Annotated in this window: 16 protein-coding genes; 15 read left to right on the top strand and 1 reads right to left on the bottom strand. The window is 60.9% G+C overall.

What is annotated here, in order from left to right; genetic code table 11:
• Positions 1 to 73: 73 nt before the first annotated feature.
• The 3 genes from queA to tgt are packed head-to-tail and all read left to right on the top strand — an operon-like array spanning position 74 to position 2,544.
• Positions 74 to 1,159, top strand: a complete 1,086-nt coding sequence (queA, locus tag NKJ06_RS18675; RefSeq protein ID WP_352810356.1) for a tRNA preQ1(34) S-adenosylmethionine ribosyltransferase-isomerase QueA — start codon at positions 74 to 76, stop codon at positions 1,157 to 1,159.
• Positions 1,152 to 1,421 (top strand): hypothetical protein, encoded by a 270-nt coding sequence (locus NKJ06_RS18670; RefSeq protein ID WP_352810355.1) that lies wholly within the window; start codon positions 1,152 to 1,154, stop codon positions 1,419 to 1,421. The genes queA and NKJ06_RS18670 overlap by 8 nt, the downstream gene beginning before the upstream one ends.
• The gene (gene tgt, locus NKJ06_RS18665; RefSeq protein ID WP_352810354.1) at positions 1,414 to 2,544 is read left to right on the top strand and encodes a tRNA guanosine(34) transglycosylase Tgt; all 1,131 of its coding nucleotides are present in this window, start codon (positions 1,414 to 1,416) and stop codon (positions 2,542 to 2,544) included. Before NKJ06_RS18670 ends, tgt begins: the two co-directional genes overlap by 8 nt.
• A 4-nt stretch (positions 2,545 to 2,548) precedes the next feature.
• On the opposite strand, the gene NKJ06_RS18660 is transcribed toward tgt, so the two are convergent.
• Positions 2,549 to 2,968: a DUF4864 domain-containing protein gene (locus NKJ06_RS18660; RefSeq protein ID WP_352810353.1), complete on the bottom strand. Its 420-nt coding sequence runs from the start codon at positions 2,966 to 2,968 to the stop codon at positions 2,549 to 2,551.
• 269 nt (positions 2,969 to 3,237) lie between these two features.
• Between NKJ06_RS18660 and NKJ06_RS18655 the strand changes: the two genes are divergently transcribed.
• The 12 genes from NKJ06_RS18655 to NKJ06_RS18600 all read left to right on the top strand — a co-directional run bounded on the left by NKJ06_RS18655 (position 3,238) and on the right by NKJ06_RS18600 (position 15,223).
• Positions 3,238 to 3,474 carry an Lrp/AsnC family transcriptional regulator gene (locus NKJ06_RS18655; protein WP_010909609.1) on the top strand — a complete coding sequence of 79 codons (237 nt, stop codon included), beginning with the start codon at positions 3,238 to 3,240 and terminating at the stop codon, positions 3,472 to 3,474.
• Between the two features lie 171 nt (positions 3,475 to 3,645).
• Positions 3,646 to 5,058, top strand: a complete 1,413-nt coding sequence (locus tag NKJ06_RS18650; protein ID WP_352627841.1) for a circularly permuted type 2 ATP-grasp protein — start codon at positions 3,646 to 3,648, stop codon at positions 5,056 to 5,058.
• 51 nt (positions 5,059 to 5,109) lie between these two features.
• On the top strand, positions 5,110 to 5,469 hold the full coding sequence (locus tag NKJ06_RS18645) for a four helix bundle protein (protein ID WP_352627936.1): 360 nt from the start codon (positions 5,110 to 5,112) through the stop codon (positions 5,467 to 5,469).
• A 63-nt stretch (positions 5,470 to 5,532) separates the two neighbouring features.
• A complete protein-coding gene (locus tag NKJ06_RS18640) occupies positions 5,533 to 6,474 on the top strand; it encodes an alpha-E domain-containing protein (protein WP_352627840.1) in 942 nt (313 codons plus the stop codon).
• 52 nt (positions 6,475 to 6,526) lie between these two features.
• Complete coding sequence (locus NKJ06_RS18635) at positions 6,527 to 7,321, top strand: transglutaminase family protein (RefSeq protein WP_352627839.1); 795 nt, start codon at positions 6,527 to 6,529, stop codon at positions 7,319 to 7,321.
• A 32-nt stretch (positions 7,322 to 7,353) separates the two neighbouring features.
• The gene (locus NKJ06_RS18630) at positions 7,354 to 8,085 is read left to right on the top strand and encodes a proteasome-type protease (protein ID WP_352627838.1); all 732 of its coding nucleotides are present in this window, start codon (positions 7,354 to 7,356) and stop codon (positions 8,083 to 8,085) included.
• Between the two features lie 99 nt (positions 8,086 to 8,184).
• Positions 8,185 to 9,597, top strand: a complete 1,413-nt coding sequence (locus NKJ06_RS18625; protein WP_352627837.1) for a pyridoxal phosphate-dependent decarboxylase family protein — start codon at positions 8,185 to 8,187, stop codon at positions 9,595 to 9,597.
• Positions 9,598 to 9,725: 128 nt separating this feature from the next.
• Entirely contained in the window at positions 9,726 to 10,493 is a 768-nt protein-coding gene (locus tag NKJ06_RS18620) for a DeoR/GlpR family DNA-binding transcription regulator (RefSeq protein WP_352627836.1), read from the top strand.
• A gap of 137 nt (positions 10,494 to 10,630) precedes the next feature.
• Complete coding sequence (glpD, locus tag NKJ06_RS18615) at positions 10,631 to 12,157, top strand: glycerol-3-phosphate dehydrogenase (RefSeq protein ID WP_352627835.1); 1,527 nt, start codon at positions 10,631 to 10,633, stop codon at positions 12,155 to 12,157.
• 42 nt (positions 12,158 to 12,199) lie between these two features.
• Positions 12,200 to 13,279, top strand: a complete 1,080-nt coding sequence (locus NKJ06_RS18610; protein WP_352627834.1) for an ABC transporter ATP-binding protein — start codon at positions 12,200 to 12,202, stop codon at positions 13,277 to 13,279.
• A gap of 9 nt (positions 13,280 to 13,288) precedes the next feature.
• Positions 13,289 to 14,356 (top strand): ABC transporter ATP-binding protein, encoded by a 1,068-nt coding sequence (locus tag NKJ06_RS18605; RefSeq protein WP_352627833.1) that lies wholly within the window; start codon positions 13,289 to 13,291, stop codon positions 14,354 to 14,356.
• Complete coding sequence (locus NKJ06_RS18600) at positions 14,357 to 15,223, top strand: carbohydrate ABC transporter permease (protein WP_023759298.1); 867 nt, start codon at positions 14,357 to 14,359, stop codon at positions 15,221 to 15,223. It begins immediately after the preceding gene.
• Position 15,224 lies beyond the last annotated feature (1 nt).

Raw genomic sequence — 15,224 nt, 5'->3', positions numbered from 1 at the left:
GTGAAATCTCGCTCGGCCGCATCGCCGGCGCGGTGCTGCTGCTGGCCGGAGCGCTGCTCGTCCGGCTCTACTGATGCGCGTCGATCTCTTTGACTTCGATTTGCCGGAGGAGCGCATCGCGCTTCGCCCGTCGGAGCCGCGCGACAGCGCCAAAATGCTGGTGATCAAACCGGGCGAAGGGCTCGACGACCGCACGGTTGGTGACCTGCCATCCTTGCTCAGGGCCGGCGACGTGCTGGTTTTCAACGACACCAAGGTCATTCCGGCGCAGCTCAAAGGCATCAGGCGGCGCGGCGAGGCACAGGCACAGGTCGAGGCCACGCTGCATATGCGCATGACGCCGGACCGCTGGCTGGCCTTCATGCGGCCGGGCAAGCGTATCGCCATCGGCGACCGCATCCATTTCGGCCATGACGGCAATTCCTGTTTCCTCGGCCAGCTTGATGCCACGGTGATCCAGAAAGGCGAGGGAGGCGAGGCGCTGCTCGGCTTCGACCTGTCGGGGCCCTTCCTCGACGAGGCTCTGCATGCGGTCGGCCACATTCCGCTGCCGCCCTATATCGCCTCCAAGCGCGACGACGACGAGCGCGACCGGGCCGACTACCAGACCATCTATGCCCGGGAGGAAGGCGCCGTCGCGGCACCGACCGCGGGCCTGCATTTCACGCCAGAGCTTTTTGCAACGCTTGACGCCAAGGGCATCGAACGCCGCTTCGTCACCTTGCATGTCGGCGCCGGTACGTTCTTGCCGGTGAAGGCAGATGACACCGCCGACCACAAGATGCATGCCGAGACCGGTTCGGTCAGCGCAGAAACAGCGGATGCGCTCAATGCGGCCAGGGCAAGGGGCGGGCGCATCGTCGCCGTCGGCACGACCTCGCTGCGCCTGCTGGAGAGCGCGGCGCGTGAGAACGGTGCTCTGGCCGCCTGGTCCGGCCCGACCGACATCTTCATCACGCCCGGCTATCGCTTTCGTACCGCCGACATGCTGATGACCAATTTCCATCTGCCGCGCTCGACGCTGTTCATGCTGGTTTCAGCCTTCAGCGGCCTCGACATGATGCGCGCGGCCTATGCGCATGCGATCGAGAACCGCTACAGATTCTATTCCTATGGCGACGCAAGCTTGCTTTATCGAGCGGAGACGAGCGATGGATGATGATCTCAAGAGCCTGGACCGCGATGCCCTGATCGCGGAGGTGAAAAAGCTTCGCACCGGCATTCGTGCGCATCGCGATGCCACAGGCCACGATCTGTGCTGGCATCACCCCGATCTGTGGGATCTCTTGCCGGAGAAGACCGAACCGGCGATCGCCGTGCCACCTTGGCCAAAATTCATGCGTGGCTGCATTCGCTACCGGCAGTCGCTCGACAAGCAGGCGCCGGACGCCCCGGTCCATGACAAGGAATTCAATGGCTAAGCCGTTCAGCTTCAAGGTTCTGGCAACCGACGGCAAGGCGCGGCGCGGCGTGATCGACATGCCGCGCGGTGAAATCCGCACGCCGGCCTTCATGCCGGTCGGCACCGGCGGCACCGTCAAGGCGATGTATATGGACCAGGTACGCGGTGTCGGTGCCGACATCATCCTTGGCAACACCTATCATCTGATGCTCCGGCCCGGCGCCGAGCGTGTGGCGCGGCTCGGCGGCTTGCATGAATTCGCCCGCTGGCCGCATCCGATCCTGACCGACAGTGGCGGTTTCCAGGTGATGTCACTGTCGAAGCTGAGAAAGCTGACCGAAAAGGGCGTCACCTTCCGCTCACATATCGACGGCGCCGCCTACGAGATGTCGCCGGAGCGTTCGATCGAGATTCAGGGACTGCTCGATTCCGACATCCAGATGCAGCTCGACGAATGCACGGCGCTGCCGGCCGAGATGAAGGAGATCGAGCGCGCCATGGAGCTGTCGCTGCGCTGGGCCGATCGCTGCAAGACGGCGTTCGGCGATCAGCCGGGCAAGGCGATGTTCGGCATCGTGCAAGGCGGCGACAACGCGGCACTACGGGAGCGCTCTGCACAGGCGCTAAGCGCGATGGAGTTGAAGGGCTATGCGGTTGGCGGTCTGGCCGTCGGCGAGCCGCAAGCGGTGATGCTCGAGATGCTCGACATCACCTGTCCGGAACTACCTGATGACAAACCGCGCTATCTCATGGGCGTCGGCACGCCTGACGATATCCTGAAATCGGTGACGCGCGGCATCGACATGTTCGATTGCGTGATGCCGACGCGAGCCGGCCGGCATGGCCTTGCCTACACCAGGCGCGGTAAGGTCAATCTGCGCAACGCCCGCCATGCCGACGATCCGCGCCCTTTGGACGAGGAAAGCGATTGCCCGGCCGCCCGGGACTACTCGCGCGCCTATCTCCACCATCTGGTGCGCTCGCAGGAGGGGCTCGGGGCCATGCTTTTGACCTGGAACAATCTCTCGTATTATCAGAGCCTTATGCAGGACATCCGTGCTGCCATCGAGGCCGGCACGTTCGGGACACGCGGCGCGGAAATCACCGAGGGTTGGGCGAGGGGCGATATTCCGTTGCGCTGAGGCTTCAAGTGCTCAGCGAATTCGATGCACGCAGGCTGCAGCCGGTGATCTGGAAGGTGCCGTCGGGCTGTTGCTGCAACGTGTAGACAGCTTCGTAGTCCTTGCCGTCGGGACCGACGATCAGCACCTGCTGGTCGATCGAACCCGGAGCCGTCTCCTCGACCTTTCCGAAGGAATAGGTCTGCGGCTTGCGCACCGGCGGGTAGCCGTTGGTCACCATGTTCATGAAGGCGTCCACGGTCGGGAAGACCCGTTTCACATTCGGGGCGGCGAAGCTGTAGGCGGTGGCGCCGTCATTGGCGATAAGGGCCTTCAGTTGGCCGTCGATGACAGACTGCCCAGCCTTGATTTCGGCGTCGCCAGCAAACGCCGACGACACGAAAATGAATGGAACGACTGCGAATGCGAAAAAGGCGCGGCGCATGGCCTGTCTCCGTTGTCCCGCGAAATATCTTCCCTCAAAAACAGCGCTGTCCGAAGACGCATCATAACATACGCTTGGCAGCCCATCGTGGTTTCAGCGATGGTGAGAATATTCATCTCGCTCGGTTCAAGCGCGGCATGCCGGTGACAGGCCTGCGAGAGGCGGTAGCCTGGGCCCGAGCCGGCTGAGCATTCATTCCAGCGCTTGAAAGCCCGCCTCCAGTCTGCCAGAAGGGCCGCTTGGACTTGGACGTTTAGCGGGACGAAGCCATGAAGGCGTTTTTCGTGCAGATCAAATGCGAGCTGGGCAAATCCTATGAGGTTGCCAGCGCGCTTGCCGATGCCGAGATCGCCTCGGAAATCTACTCCACCGCCGGCAACTACGATCTGCTCGCCAAATTCTATGTCGACGACGAGGAAGATGTCGGCCACTTCGTCAACGAGAAGGTGCAGATTCTCCCCGGCATCAAGGACACATTCACCGTCGTCACGTTCCGCGCATTCTAGCCACGAAACGCACTTGCCCGGACACGAGGCAAAGCCTGACTACCGGCATATTTCAGCTGCCTCAATTTTAGGCAGCCGCAACATACTGATCGTCCGCATCTCCCAAATGACCGATTGCGCTTGATTTTCTTCTGCGACGCCAGTGAAATGGTGTCACAGGGGAGTATGCGATTGGCAGCGTTCGATGAAATGCTTCCGGAAGTCTCCGGATTGAGAAGACCGTATTCGGCTTATGATCGCTGGCTGAAGGAGCAGGATCCGGCCAGGCTTACCGAGAAGATGCAGGACGCCGAACGCGTCTTCCGCAAGACCGGCATCACCTTCGCCGTCTATGGCGAGCAGGAAGCCTCCGAACGGCTGATCCCGTTCGACATCGTACCCCGCATCATTTCAGGCAATGAATGGCGGCGCCTCACGCAAGGCATCGAGCAACGCGTGCAGGCGCTGAACGCCTTCCTCGACGACATCTACCATCGCCAGGAAATCCTGCGCGCCGGGCGCATTCCCAGGGAGTTGATCGCCAAGAACGAGGCGTTTCTGCCCGAGATGATCGGGGTCAGGCCGCCGGCCGGCGTCTACACCCACATTATCGGCGTCGATATCGTCCGCATCTCAGAGGACGAATTCTATGTGCTGGAGGACAATGCGCGCACGCCGTCGGGCGTCTCCTACATGCTGGAGAACCGCGAGACGATGATGCAGCTGTTCCCCGAGCTGTTCCAGAAGATCAAGGTGCGGCCGGTGGAGAACTACCCGCAGCTTCTGCGCCAGTCGCTGGCGGCGGTGCGGCCGCAAAGCACCAAGGGCGCGCCGACCATTGCCGTGTTGACGCCCGGCAGCTTCAACTCCGCCTATTTCGAACATGCCTTTCTTGCTGACCAGATGGGCGTGCAACTGGTCGAAGGCCAGGATCTGCGGGTCGTCGACGGCCATGTCGCGATGCGCACGACCGAAGGCTACAAGCAGATCGACGTGCTGTACCGCCGCGTCGACGATTCCTTCCTCGACCCGCTGACCTTCCGCCCTGACTCCGCACTTGGCATACCCGGCATCATGGATGTCTACCGTGCCGGCAACATCACCATCGCCAATGCGCCGGGCACCGGCATCGCCGACGACAAGGCGATCTATTCCTACATGCCCGAGATCATTGAATTCTACACCGGCCGCAAGGCGATCCTGGGCAACATTCCGACCTGGCGCTGTTCGGAGCCGGACAGCCTGAAATATGTGCTTGAACACATCGGCGAGCTGGTGATCAAGGAGGTCCACGGTTCCGGCGGCTACGGCATGCTGGTCGGGCCGGCGGCGACCAAGAAGGAATGCGAGGATTTTTCCAAGAAGCTTGCGACAAAGCCGTCGAACTACATCGCCCAGCCGACACTGGCGCTGTCGACTTGCCCGATCCTGACCGACAAGGGGCTGGCGCCGCGCCATGTCGATCTCAGGCCCTATGTGCTGGTCTCCGACCGCATCCAGATCGTGCCCGGCGGGCTGACCCGCGTCGCGCTGAAGGAGGGGTCGCTGGTCGTGAATTCCTCGCAGGGTGGCGGGACGAAGGATACGTGGGTGCTGGATGATTGAAGCGAATAGCGAGTAGCGAGTAGCGAATAGGGGAAGGGCAGCAAAACGACGATTAACTCTTACAGGGACTTGATTGTTTGGAAGGCGGCCGTCGAGTTGGCCGTAGATTGCTATTCGGTAACAAAGGCCTTTCCAAACAGCGAAGTCTACGGAATGACCTCTCAGATGCGGCGGTCGTCCGTATCAATTGCCGCAAACATCGCTGAAGGGCATGGGCGAGAAAGTACGGGATCATTCATTCAATTTCTTCGCATGGCCCAGGGGTCTCTCAAAGAGTTGGAAACGCACCTGATCGTGTCCGCAAAAGTAGGGTTGATGGTCGAAGCAGAGGTGGTGCGCTTGCTTAGCAAAGCCGATGAGATCGGGAAAATGCTACGTTCTATGATCAGGAGCCTGCAACAAAAGTTATGAAGCTATTTTTCCCCTATTCGCTACTCGCTATTCGCTACTCGCTCAAAATCGAGGCACGTTGACATGCTTCTCGGCCGCACCGCCAACGGGCTTTACTGGATGAACCGCTATATCGAGCGAGCGGAGAATATGGCGCGGCTGGTCGATGCGGGTCTGCGCATGGCGCTGACCCGCACGCAGAACGCCTCGGAAGAGTGGAGTTCAGTGCTGCTCAGCGCCGGTTCCGACATCACCTTCAGTCAGAAATATTCTGACTATACCGCCGCCAATGTCGCCGACTTTCTTTTGCGCGACACGTCGAATCCGTCGAGCACGATGGCGTCGATCGAGACGGCCCGCAACAATGCCCGCATGGTGCGCACCGCGCTGACGCGCGAGACATGGGAGAGCATCAACGAAGCCTGGATGTCGCTGAAGCGAATGCTGGCCAGGCCGATCGACGAGCGCGACCTGCCCAGCGTGCTCGACGCGATCAAGCGCGAGACGGCGCTGATCCGCGGCTCGTTCTACGGCACCATGCTGCGCAACGAGATTTTCGATTTCTCCCAACTCGGCACCTATGTCGAGCGCGCCGACAACACGGCGCGCATCCTCGACGTGAAATACTACGTACTTCTGCCGTCGATCTCCTGGGTCGGCTCGACGCTCGACAACTACCAGTGGGAATCGATCCTCCGTTCAGTGTCGGCGCATCGCTCCTATCGCTGGGTCTATGACGCCGACTACAAGCCGACCAACATCGCCGATTATCTGATCCTCAATGTCCGCATGCCGCGCTCGCTGACCTTCTGCTATCGCTTCCTGTCGGAGCATCTGAAGTTCCTCGGCGACGATTACGGCGAACGTCATGCCTGCCACGCAACGGCGGAGAAAACGCAGACGATGCTGAGAGCCGGATCGATCAAGGATATTTTCGATGCCGGCCTACATGAATTCCTGGCCAATTTCATTCGCGACAACACCAGGCTCGGCGACGAGATCGCGCAGGACTACCGGTTCAATTGAGCATGACTCCGAAAACTGGGACAGGATCATGCTCACAGGCGGGACATAGCGCATGCGGCTGAAGATCACCCACCGGACCGAATACCGCTACGATGCACCGGTGCACTATCTGTTGCAGCGGTTGCGGCTGCTTCCGGTCAGCGGATCGACGCAGACTGTTTTGTCCTGGGCGCTGGCGATCGAAGGCGCGCGCGAAGAGGTTCGCTTTGTCGACCATTTCGGCAATGACACAAGGCTGTTGAGCGTCGAGGGCGAGCGCGACTTCATCACGGTGGAAGCATCAGGCGAAGTGGTGACGCGCGACACCGCAGGCGTCTCCGGACCACACCAGGGGTTCACACCGCTATGGCTGTACAGCCATGAAACACCATTGACGGCGATCGGCAGTGGTGTTCGCGAACTCGCCACATCGGTTGGCAAGGGCACCGACATCGAAAGGCTGCACCGGCTGATGGCTGTTATTAGCGAGCGCGTCGCCTACACGCCCGGCACCACCAATGCGACGACGCCGGCGGAGGAAGCCTTGGCGCTGAAAACCGGTGTCTGCCAGGATCACACCCATGTCTTTGCCGCCGCTGCCCGCGCCATGGGCTTTCCGGCCCGTTACGTCAGCGGCTATCTGATGCTGGATGCGACGGTCGAGCAGGCCGCAAGTCATGCCTGGGCCGAAGCGCATGTTTCGGGCCTCGGCTGGGTTGCCTTCGACGCCGCCAATGGCATTTCGCCTGACGAGCGCTATGTAAAGGTGGCAACCGGCCGCGACTACCGCGACGCCACGCCGGTGTCGGGAATTCGGCTGGGACAGGTCGAAGAACAGCTTGCGGTCACCGTCACGGTGGAGCAGTAATCCTACGCAGGATTGCCGCCAGAAGAGATTCCATGACTTATTGCGTCGGCCTGAAGATCGATCGCGGGCTCGTGTTCATGTCGGACACGCGCACCAATGCCGGCATGGATTCGATTTCCACCTTCCGCAAGATGCATGTCTGGGAACAGCCGGGCGAGCGCGTCATCGTTTTGATGTCGGCGGGCAACCTGGCGACGACGCAGGCCGTGGTCAGCCTGCTTGATGAACGCACCAAGGCAGTTGCCGATCGTCACGCCACGCTGCTGGAGACGCCGTCAATGTATCAGACGGTGCGGCTGGTCGGCGACACGGTCAAGGAAGTCATCGCCAGTTCGTCACCAGCCGGCGAGAAGGCGGATTCCTACTTCAATGCCTCCTTCATTCTCGGCGGCCAGATCAAGGGCAGCGAGCCGCGCCTGTTCATGATCTATCCCGAAGGCAATTTCATCGAATCGACCGATGACACGCCGTTTTTCCAGATCGGCGAGACCAAATACGGCAAGCCCATCATCATCCGCGCCTATGAAAAGACGATGAGCCTCGCCGAGACCGTGAAGCTGCTGCTGGTGTCGTTCGATTCGACGTTGAAGTCGAACCTATCCGTCGGCTTGCCGCTCGACCTGCTCTTCCTGGAGAAGGACGCTTTCAAGGTCGGATTGAAAAAGCGGATCGGCCAGGACGACCAATATTACCGCACGATCTCGGACGGCTGGTCGAATGCGCTGAAGACGGCCTTTGCCAGCCTGCCTGATTTCCCTGGCTGAGGCGTTCCGCATTCGCGGGTGGTTGCATATATTTCACGCGTTAAATAATAAGGGCCAGCCGCGGCGGATGGCGGCGAGGGATCATGTCGGGAGGATAGGATGAACAACGATGAGTTCCGGCAGTGGTCGCGGCGTGCCGCCGACTGGGGCGCCGACTACCGCAACACGCTGCGCGAGCGGCCGGTGCGGCCGCTGGTCGAGCCCGGCGACATCTTTAGAAGCATAGAGGCGTCTCCACCCGAAGACGCCGAACCGATGGACCGGATCTTCGCCGACTTCGAAGAGAAGATTCTGCCGGGGATGACGCATTGGCAGCATCCGCGTTTCTTTGCCTACTTCCCGGCCAATGCGGCGCCGGTCTCGGTGGTGGCGGAATATCTGGTTTCGGCGATGGCCGCGCAATGCATGCTTTGGCAGACGTCGCCGGCGGCGACCGAACTCGAAACGCGCACCGTCGACTGGATGCGCCAGGCGCTCGGCCTGCCCGAAGGGTTCGCCGGGGTGATCCAGGATTCGGCCTCGTCGGCGACACTGGCCGCGGTGCTGACCATGCGCGAACGGGCTCTCGACTGGCAAGGCAACAAGCAAGGCCTGGCCGGGCAAGCGCGATTGCGCATCTATTCCTCCGACCAGGTGCACACTTCGATCGACCGGGCGATCTGGGTGTCCGGCATCGGCGAGGACAATCTCGTGCGCATTCCCGTCGGTGGTCGTTTTCGCGCCATGGATACGGCAGCCCTCGAGGCGGCGATCGTCGCCGACCGGGAAGCCGGCATGCTGCCAACGGGGATCATCGCTTGTGTCGGCGGCACCAGCGCCGGCGGCACCGACGATATTGCAGCGGTTGCCGAGGTGGCGCGGCGGCATGGCCTTTATCTCCACGTCGATGCCGCCTGGGCCGGATCTGCAATGATCTGTCCAGAGTATCGGCATTTCTGGACGGGTGTCGAAGGTGCCGATTCGGTCGTTTTCAATCCGCACAAATGGCTCGGAGCCCAGTTCGACTGCTCGATCCAGTTCCTGCGCGACCCGGAAAGCCATGTCAGGACGCTGGCTATCAAGCCGGATTATCTGAAGACGCACGGTCATGACGGCATCATCAACTATTCCGAATGGTCGGTGCCGCTCGGCCGGCGCTTCCGCGCGTTGAAATTGTGGTTCCTGTTGCGTGCGCATGGGCTGGAAAACCTGCGCACGATGATCCGCAACCATGTCGCGTGGAGCGAAGGGCTTGCCGCGCGGCTGGCAAGCGAGCCGGATTTCGAGATCGTCAGCGAGCCTATGCTGTCGCTGTTCTCGTTCCGACACAAGGCAGCAACCGACGCGGAGGCGGACGAGCACAATCTGCGGCTGGTCAATGCGATCAACGACGATGGCCGCATCTACCTGACGCAGACGCGGGTCGATGGACGGATAGCCATCCGTTTCCAGGTCGGACAGTTCGAAGCGACCGCCGCCGATGTCGATATGGCCTTCACCGTCGTCACGGAAATCGCGCGCGGTGTGGTCTGAGCAAGTCCAGCCGGGATTGCGCTGGCGTTTGCCTTTGCGATCATATGCATTTCGTTAGCCGGCTTATGCCTTTTCATCGGTTTCGTTTTCGACTATAGACAAGAAAAACGAAAACGGGAGGTTGCCCTATGTATCTGTCGCCACGCCATGCTGAAATCATCCAGATGGCCAAGGATCATGGTCGGGTGCTAGTCGAGGATCTGGCCACACATTTCAATGTGACGCCGCAGACCATACGCAAGGATCTCAACGATTTGTGCGACCAGCGGCTGCTTTCGCGCATCCATGGCGGCGCGCTGTTCCCGTCCGGCATCGAGAACATGGAGTATGAGGCCAGGCGCAAGATCGCCGCCGACGAGAAGGAGGCGATCGGCCGGGCGGCGGCCAGGCTGATCCCCGATAACGCCTCGTTGTTCATCAACATCGGCACCACGACAGAGTCCGTCAGCAAAGCGCTGCTCGATCACAGCGGTCTCATGGTCATCACCAATAACATCAATGTTGCCAATAGGATGCGGATATATCCCTCGATCGAGGTGGTGATTGCCGGTGGTGTCGTGCGCGGTTCCGACGGCGGTGTGGTCGGCGAGGCGGCGGTCGACTTCATCAGGCAGTTCAAGGTCGACTATGCGGTGATCGGCGCCTCCGCCATCGATCATGACGGCGCCTTGCTCGACTTCGATTTCCGCGAGGTCAAAGTGGCGCAGGCGATCATCGCCAACGCAAGGCATGTCATCCTGGTTTCCGACCAGACCAAATTCGAGCGAACCGCCCCGGTGCGCATCGGCCACCTGTCGCAGGTCAACACCTTCATCACCGACCGTTGCGACATCCCGTCGGTGCGCAAAATCTGCCAGGAAGCCGAGGTTCAACTGATCGAAACATCGCTCGGTTAAGCGATTTCGACGCTCCATCGCAGTCTTCTCACAGGCTTGTGATATTTCGTTTGACATTCGTTATCATTTCGAAATAATTCCGACACGGTTTCGTAAAAGGCCAAAAATGGTGCAATGCGAAATCGTTGGAGGAATTCGTGGACGCATCTCCGATCCGTGACATTTTCGTCATTGGTGGCGGCATCAATGGGTGCGGTATCGCCCGCGATGCCGTTGGGCGCGGTTTTTCCGTCTTCCTCGCCGAGATGAACGACTTGGCCAGCGGGACCTCCTCGGGCTCGACCAAATTGATCCATGGCGGCCTGCGCTACCTAGAATTCTACGAATTCCGCCTGGTGCGCGAGGCGCTGATGGAGCGCGAGGTTCTCTGGAAGAATGCGCCGCACATCATCTGGCCGATGCGCTTCGTGCTGCCCTATGCCAAGGGCCTGCGCCCAGCCTGGCTGATCAGGCTCGGTCTCTTCCTCTACGACCACATCGGCGGGCGCAAATTGCTGCCGGCGACCAGGACGCTGGACATGGCCAGGGATCCGGCCGGCAAGCCTCTGAAACCATTGTTTAAAAAGGCCTTCGAATATTCGGATGGCTGGGTCAACGATGCACGGCTGGTGGCACTGAATGCGCGTGATGCCGCCGACCGCGGTGCAACGGTCCGCACCCGCACGAAAGTGGTCGGTGCGCGCCGCGAAAACGGTTTGTGGACGGTCCAGATCGAGGATCTGCAGACCGGCGAGACCGAGGAGATCAAGGCGCGCCTGCTGGTCAATGCCGCCGGGCCCTGGGTCGATCATGTACTTTCCGGCGTCGTCGGCCTCCACGATGTGCACAATGTCCGCCTCGTGCAGGGCAGCCATATCGTCATCGCCAAGAAGTTCGACGATCCGCGTGCCTATTTCTTCCAGAACCGGGATGGCCGCATCATCTTCGCCATTCCCTATGAGGAAGAGTTCACACTGATCGGCACCACCGACCAGGACTATCCCGGCGATCCACATGACGTGAAGATAACCGACACCGAGATCGACTACCTCTGCGCCGCGGCAAGCGAATATTTCGCGCAACCGGTCAAGCGCACGGACATCGTCTGGACCTATTCGGCCGTTCGTCCGCTCTATGATGACGGCGCCTCCAAGGCGCAGGAAGCGACGCGCGACTATGTGCTCAAAGCCGATGGCGGCGAGGGCGCTGCCCCCATCGTCAACGCCTTCGGCGGCAAGATCACCACCTATCGCCGGCTGTCGGAATCGATGCTGGAAAAGATCGAGGGTTTTCTTGGCAAGCGCGGCAAGCCGTGGACGGCAAACGCGCCACTGCCGGGCGGCGATTTCCCGGCCACTGGTTTCGATGCCGAAGTGGCGAAACTAAAAACCGCCTATCCGTTCCTCGACGCGCGCCTGGCCCGCCGGCTGACTAGGCTCTACGGCACCCGCGCCAGGATGCTGTTGGGGCTGGCCAAATCGAATGCTGATCTCGGCCGTAACTTTGGCGCCGATCTTTTTGAGGCCGAGGTGCGCTACCTCGTTCAAAACGAATGGGCGGTCACATCAGAAGATGTATTGTGGCGCCGGACCAAGCGCGGTCTGCATCTCAGCCGCGAACAGGTGGCCGCGCTCGATGAATTCATGCGCGGCATAAGCCGGCGACATGTCGCGGCTGCCGAATGAAGAGGGGTTTGAGCTGATGCGGAAGGCCTGGGAGGAGGCGTCATGCTGGAACTGAGGAACGTCACCAAGAAGGTTGGTGCGGTCGAGCATATCCGCGACGTGTCGTTGACGCTTAAGCATGGCTCGCTCAACGTCCTGCTCGGGCCCACGCTTTCCGGCAAGACCAGCCTGATGCGGCTGATGGCCGGCCTCGATGTGCCGACCTCCGGTTCGATCTGGTTCGACGGCCAGAATGTCACCGGCGTGCCGGTGCAGAAGCGCAAGATCGCCATGGTCTACCAGCAGTTCATCAACTATCCGGCGATGACCGTTTATGAGAACATCGCCTCGCCGTTGCGGGTGGCCGGCGTCGAGCAGGCCAAGATCGACAGTCAGGTGCGTGAAGCCGCCGCCCTTTTGAAACTGACACCTTACCTCGACCGCACGCCGCTCAGCCTGTCCGGCGGCCAGCAGCAGCGCACCGCACTGGCGCGCGCCATCGTCAAGAATGCCAGCCTGGTTCTGCTCGACGAGCCGCTTGCCAATCTCGATTACAAGCTGCGCGAAGAACTGCGCGCCGAACTGCCGAGGATTTTTGCCGCCGCCGGCACCATCTTCGTTTATGCCACGACCGAGCCGCATGAAGCGCTGCTGCTCGGCGGCAATACGGCGACACTTTCCGAAGGCCACATCACCCAGTTCGGCCCGACAATCGACGTGTTCCGCAAGCCGGTCGATCTGGTGACGGCCAAAACTTTCGCCGACCCGCCGCTCAACACCATCGTGCTGGCCAAGAAGGGTCCGGACTTTTTGCTCGAAGGCGGCGTCAAGCTGCCGGTGCCGGCCGAACTCGTCGGCATTGCCGATGCGAACTATACGGTCGGCTTCCAGCCGCACCATCTTTCGCTCGATCGGCCCAATGCGTTGGCCGTGCCGGTGCGTGCGAAGGTCACCATCACCGAGATCACCGGGTCGGAGAGCTTCATTCATCTCGACTTCGCCGATGCGCGCTGGGTCATGCTGACCCACGGTATCCTCGATTTCGAGACTGACGCCGCGATCGACGTGTTTATCGACCCGCGTCACATCATGGTCTTCGACGGGCAAGGCCGCGCCGTAAGCGCACCGAAGCTGGCGGCATAGGAGAGCGATATGGCGCGCATCGACGTCAATCACATCCGTCACTCCTACCTGCCGAACCCGCGGACAGATGCCGATTTTGCTCTCAAGGAAGTGCATCACGTCTTCGAGGATGGCGGCGCCTATGCGCTGCTCGGGCCCTCCGGTTGCGGCAAAACCTCGCTGCTCAACATCATTTCGGGTCTCCTTCATCCCTCACATGGCCGGTTGCTGTTTGACGGCAAGGATGTGACCAGTCTGTCGACGCAAGAGCGCAACATCGCGCAGGTGTTCCAGTTCCCGGTCATCTACGACACGATGACCGTCTACGACAATCTGGCCTTCCCGCTGCGCAATCGCGGCGTGCCGGAAGCCGATGTCGACCGCAAGGTGCGCGAGACGCTCGAGATGATCGACCTGGCGTCGTGGGCGAAGAAGAAGGCGAGGGGGCTGACCGCCGACCAGAAGCAGAAGATCTCGCTCGGCCGCGGACTGGTGCGCTCGGATGTCAACGCCATTCTGTTCGACGAGCCGCTGACCGTCATCGATCCGCATATGAAGTGGGTGCTGCGCTCGCAGTTGAAGCAGCTGCACCGCCGCTTCGGCTACACCATGGTCTATGTCACGCACGACCAGACCGAGGCGCTTACCTTCGCCGACCAGGTCGTGGTCATGTATGATGGCGGTATCGTCCAGATCGGCACGCCGGCGGAACTGTTCGAACGGCCGCGCCACACTTTCGTCGGCTATTTCATCGGCTCGCCCGGCATGAACGTCATGCCGGTGGCAATCGACGGCAAGACGGCGACGCTTGGATCGCAGCGGATCGAACTGCCAGGCGCACCCAAGGCAGCCAGCGGCGCCATCGAGCTTGGCATTCGTCCCGAATATGTCCGGCTCGGCCGCGACGGCATGGCCGTGCAGGTCAGCAAGATAGAGGATCTCGGCCGCCACAAGGTGGTGCGCGCCAAGCTCGAAGGGCGCGACATCGCTGCCGTGATCGGTGAGGACGAAACCGTACCCGCTGAACCAAAGATGCGGTTCGACCCGGCCGGCATCAACATCTATGCCGATTCCTGGCGCGTCGAGATGGGGGCATAGATGGAAAAGACCTGGAACAACAAGGCCTGGTTCCTAGTGCTGCCGGTGCTGGTGCTGGTGGCGTTCTCGGCGGTGATCCCACTGATGACCGTCGTCAACTATTCGGTGCAGGACACGTTCGGAAACAACGTCTTCTTCTGGGCCGGCACCGAGTGGTTCGAGGAACTGCTCTCTTCCAGCCGCTTCTGGGAGGCGATGGTCCGTAACCTCATCTTCTCCTTTATCATCCTCGCCATCGAAGTGCCGCTCGGCATCTTCATAGCCCTCAACATGCCCAAGAAGGGCTGGGGCGTACCGGTCTGCCTGGTGCTGATGGCACTGCCGCTGTTGATCCCGTGGAACGTCGTCGGCACCATCTGGCAGGTTTTCGGGCGCAACGACATCGGATTGCTCGGCTATTACGTCAATGCGCTCGGCATCGACTACAACTACGTGCAGGATTCGTTCGACGCCTGGGTCACCGTCATCATCATGGACGTCTGGCACTGGACCAGCCTCGTCGTGCTACTCTGCTATGCGGGCCTGGTCTCCATTCCGGATGCCTTCTATCAGGCGGCCAAGATCGACGGTGCCTCGCGCTGGGCGGTGTTCCGCTACATCCAACTGCCGAAGATGAACCGGGTGCTGCTGATCGCCGTGCTGCTACGCTTCATGGACAGCTTCATGATCTACACGGAGCCTTTCGTGGTGACGGGCGGCGGACCGGGTAACTCGACGACATTCCTTTCGATCGACCTGGTCAAGACGGCGCTCGGCCAGTTTGACCTCGGCCCGGCCGCGGCCATGTCGCTGGTCTACTTCCTCATCGTTCTTCTGCTGTCATGGGTGTTTTACACCGTGATGACCAACTACGACGCGGAGCGCTGAG

The sequence above is a fragment of the Mesorhizobium sp. M0293 genome (assembly GCF_040321735.1).
Lineage (GTDB): Bacteria > Pseudomonadota > Alphaproteobacteria > Rhizobiales > Rhizobiaceae > Mesorhizobium.
Note: the sequence above shows the minus strand (reverse complement) of the source record. Positions and strands in the feature narration are given on the sequence as shown.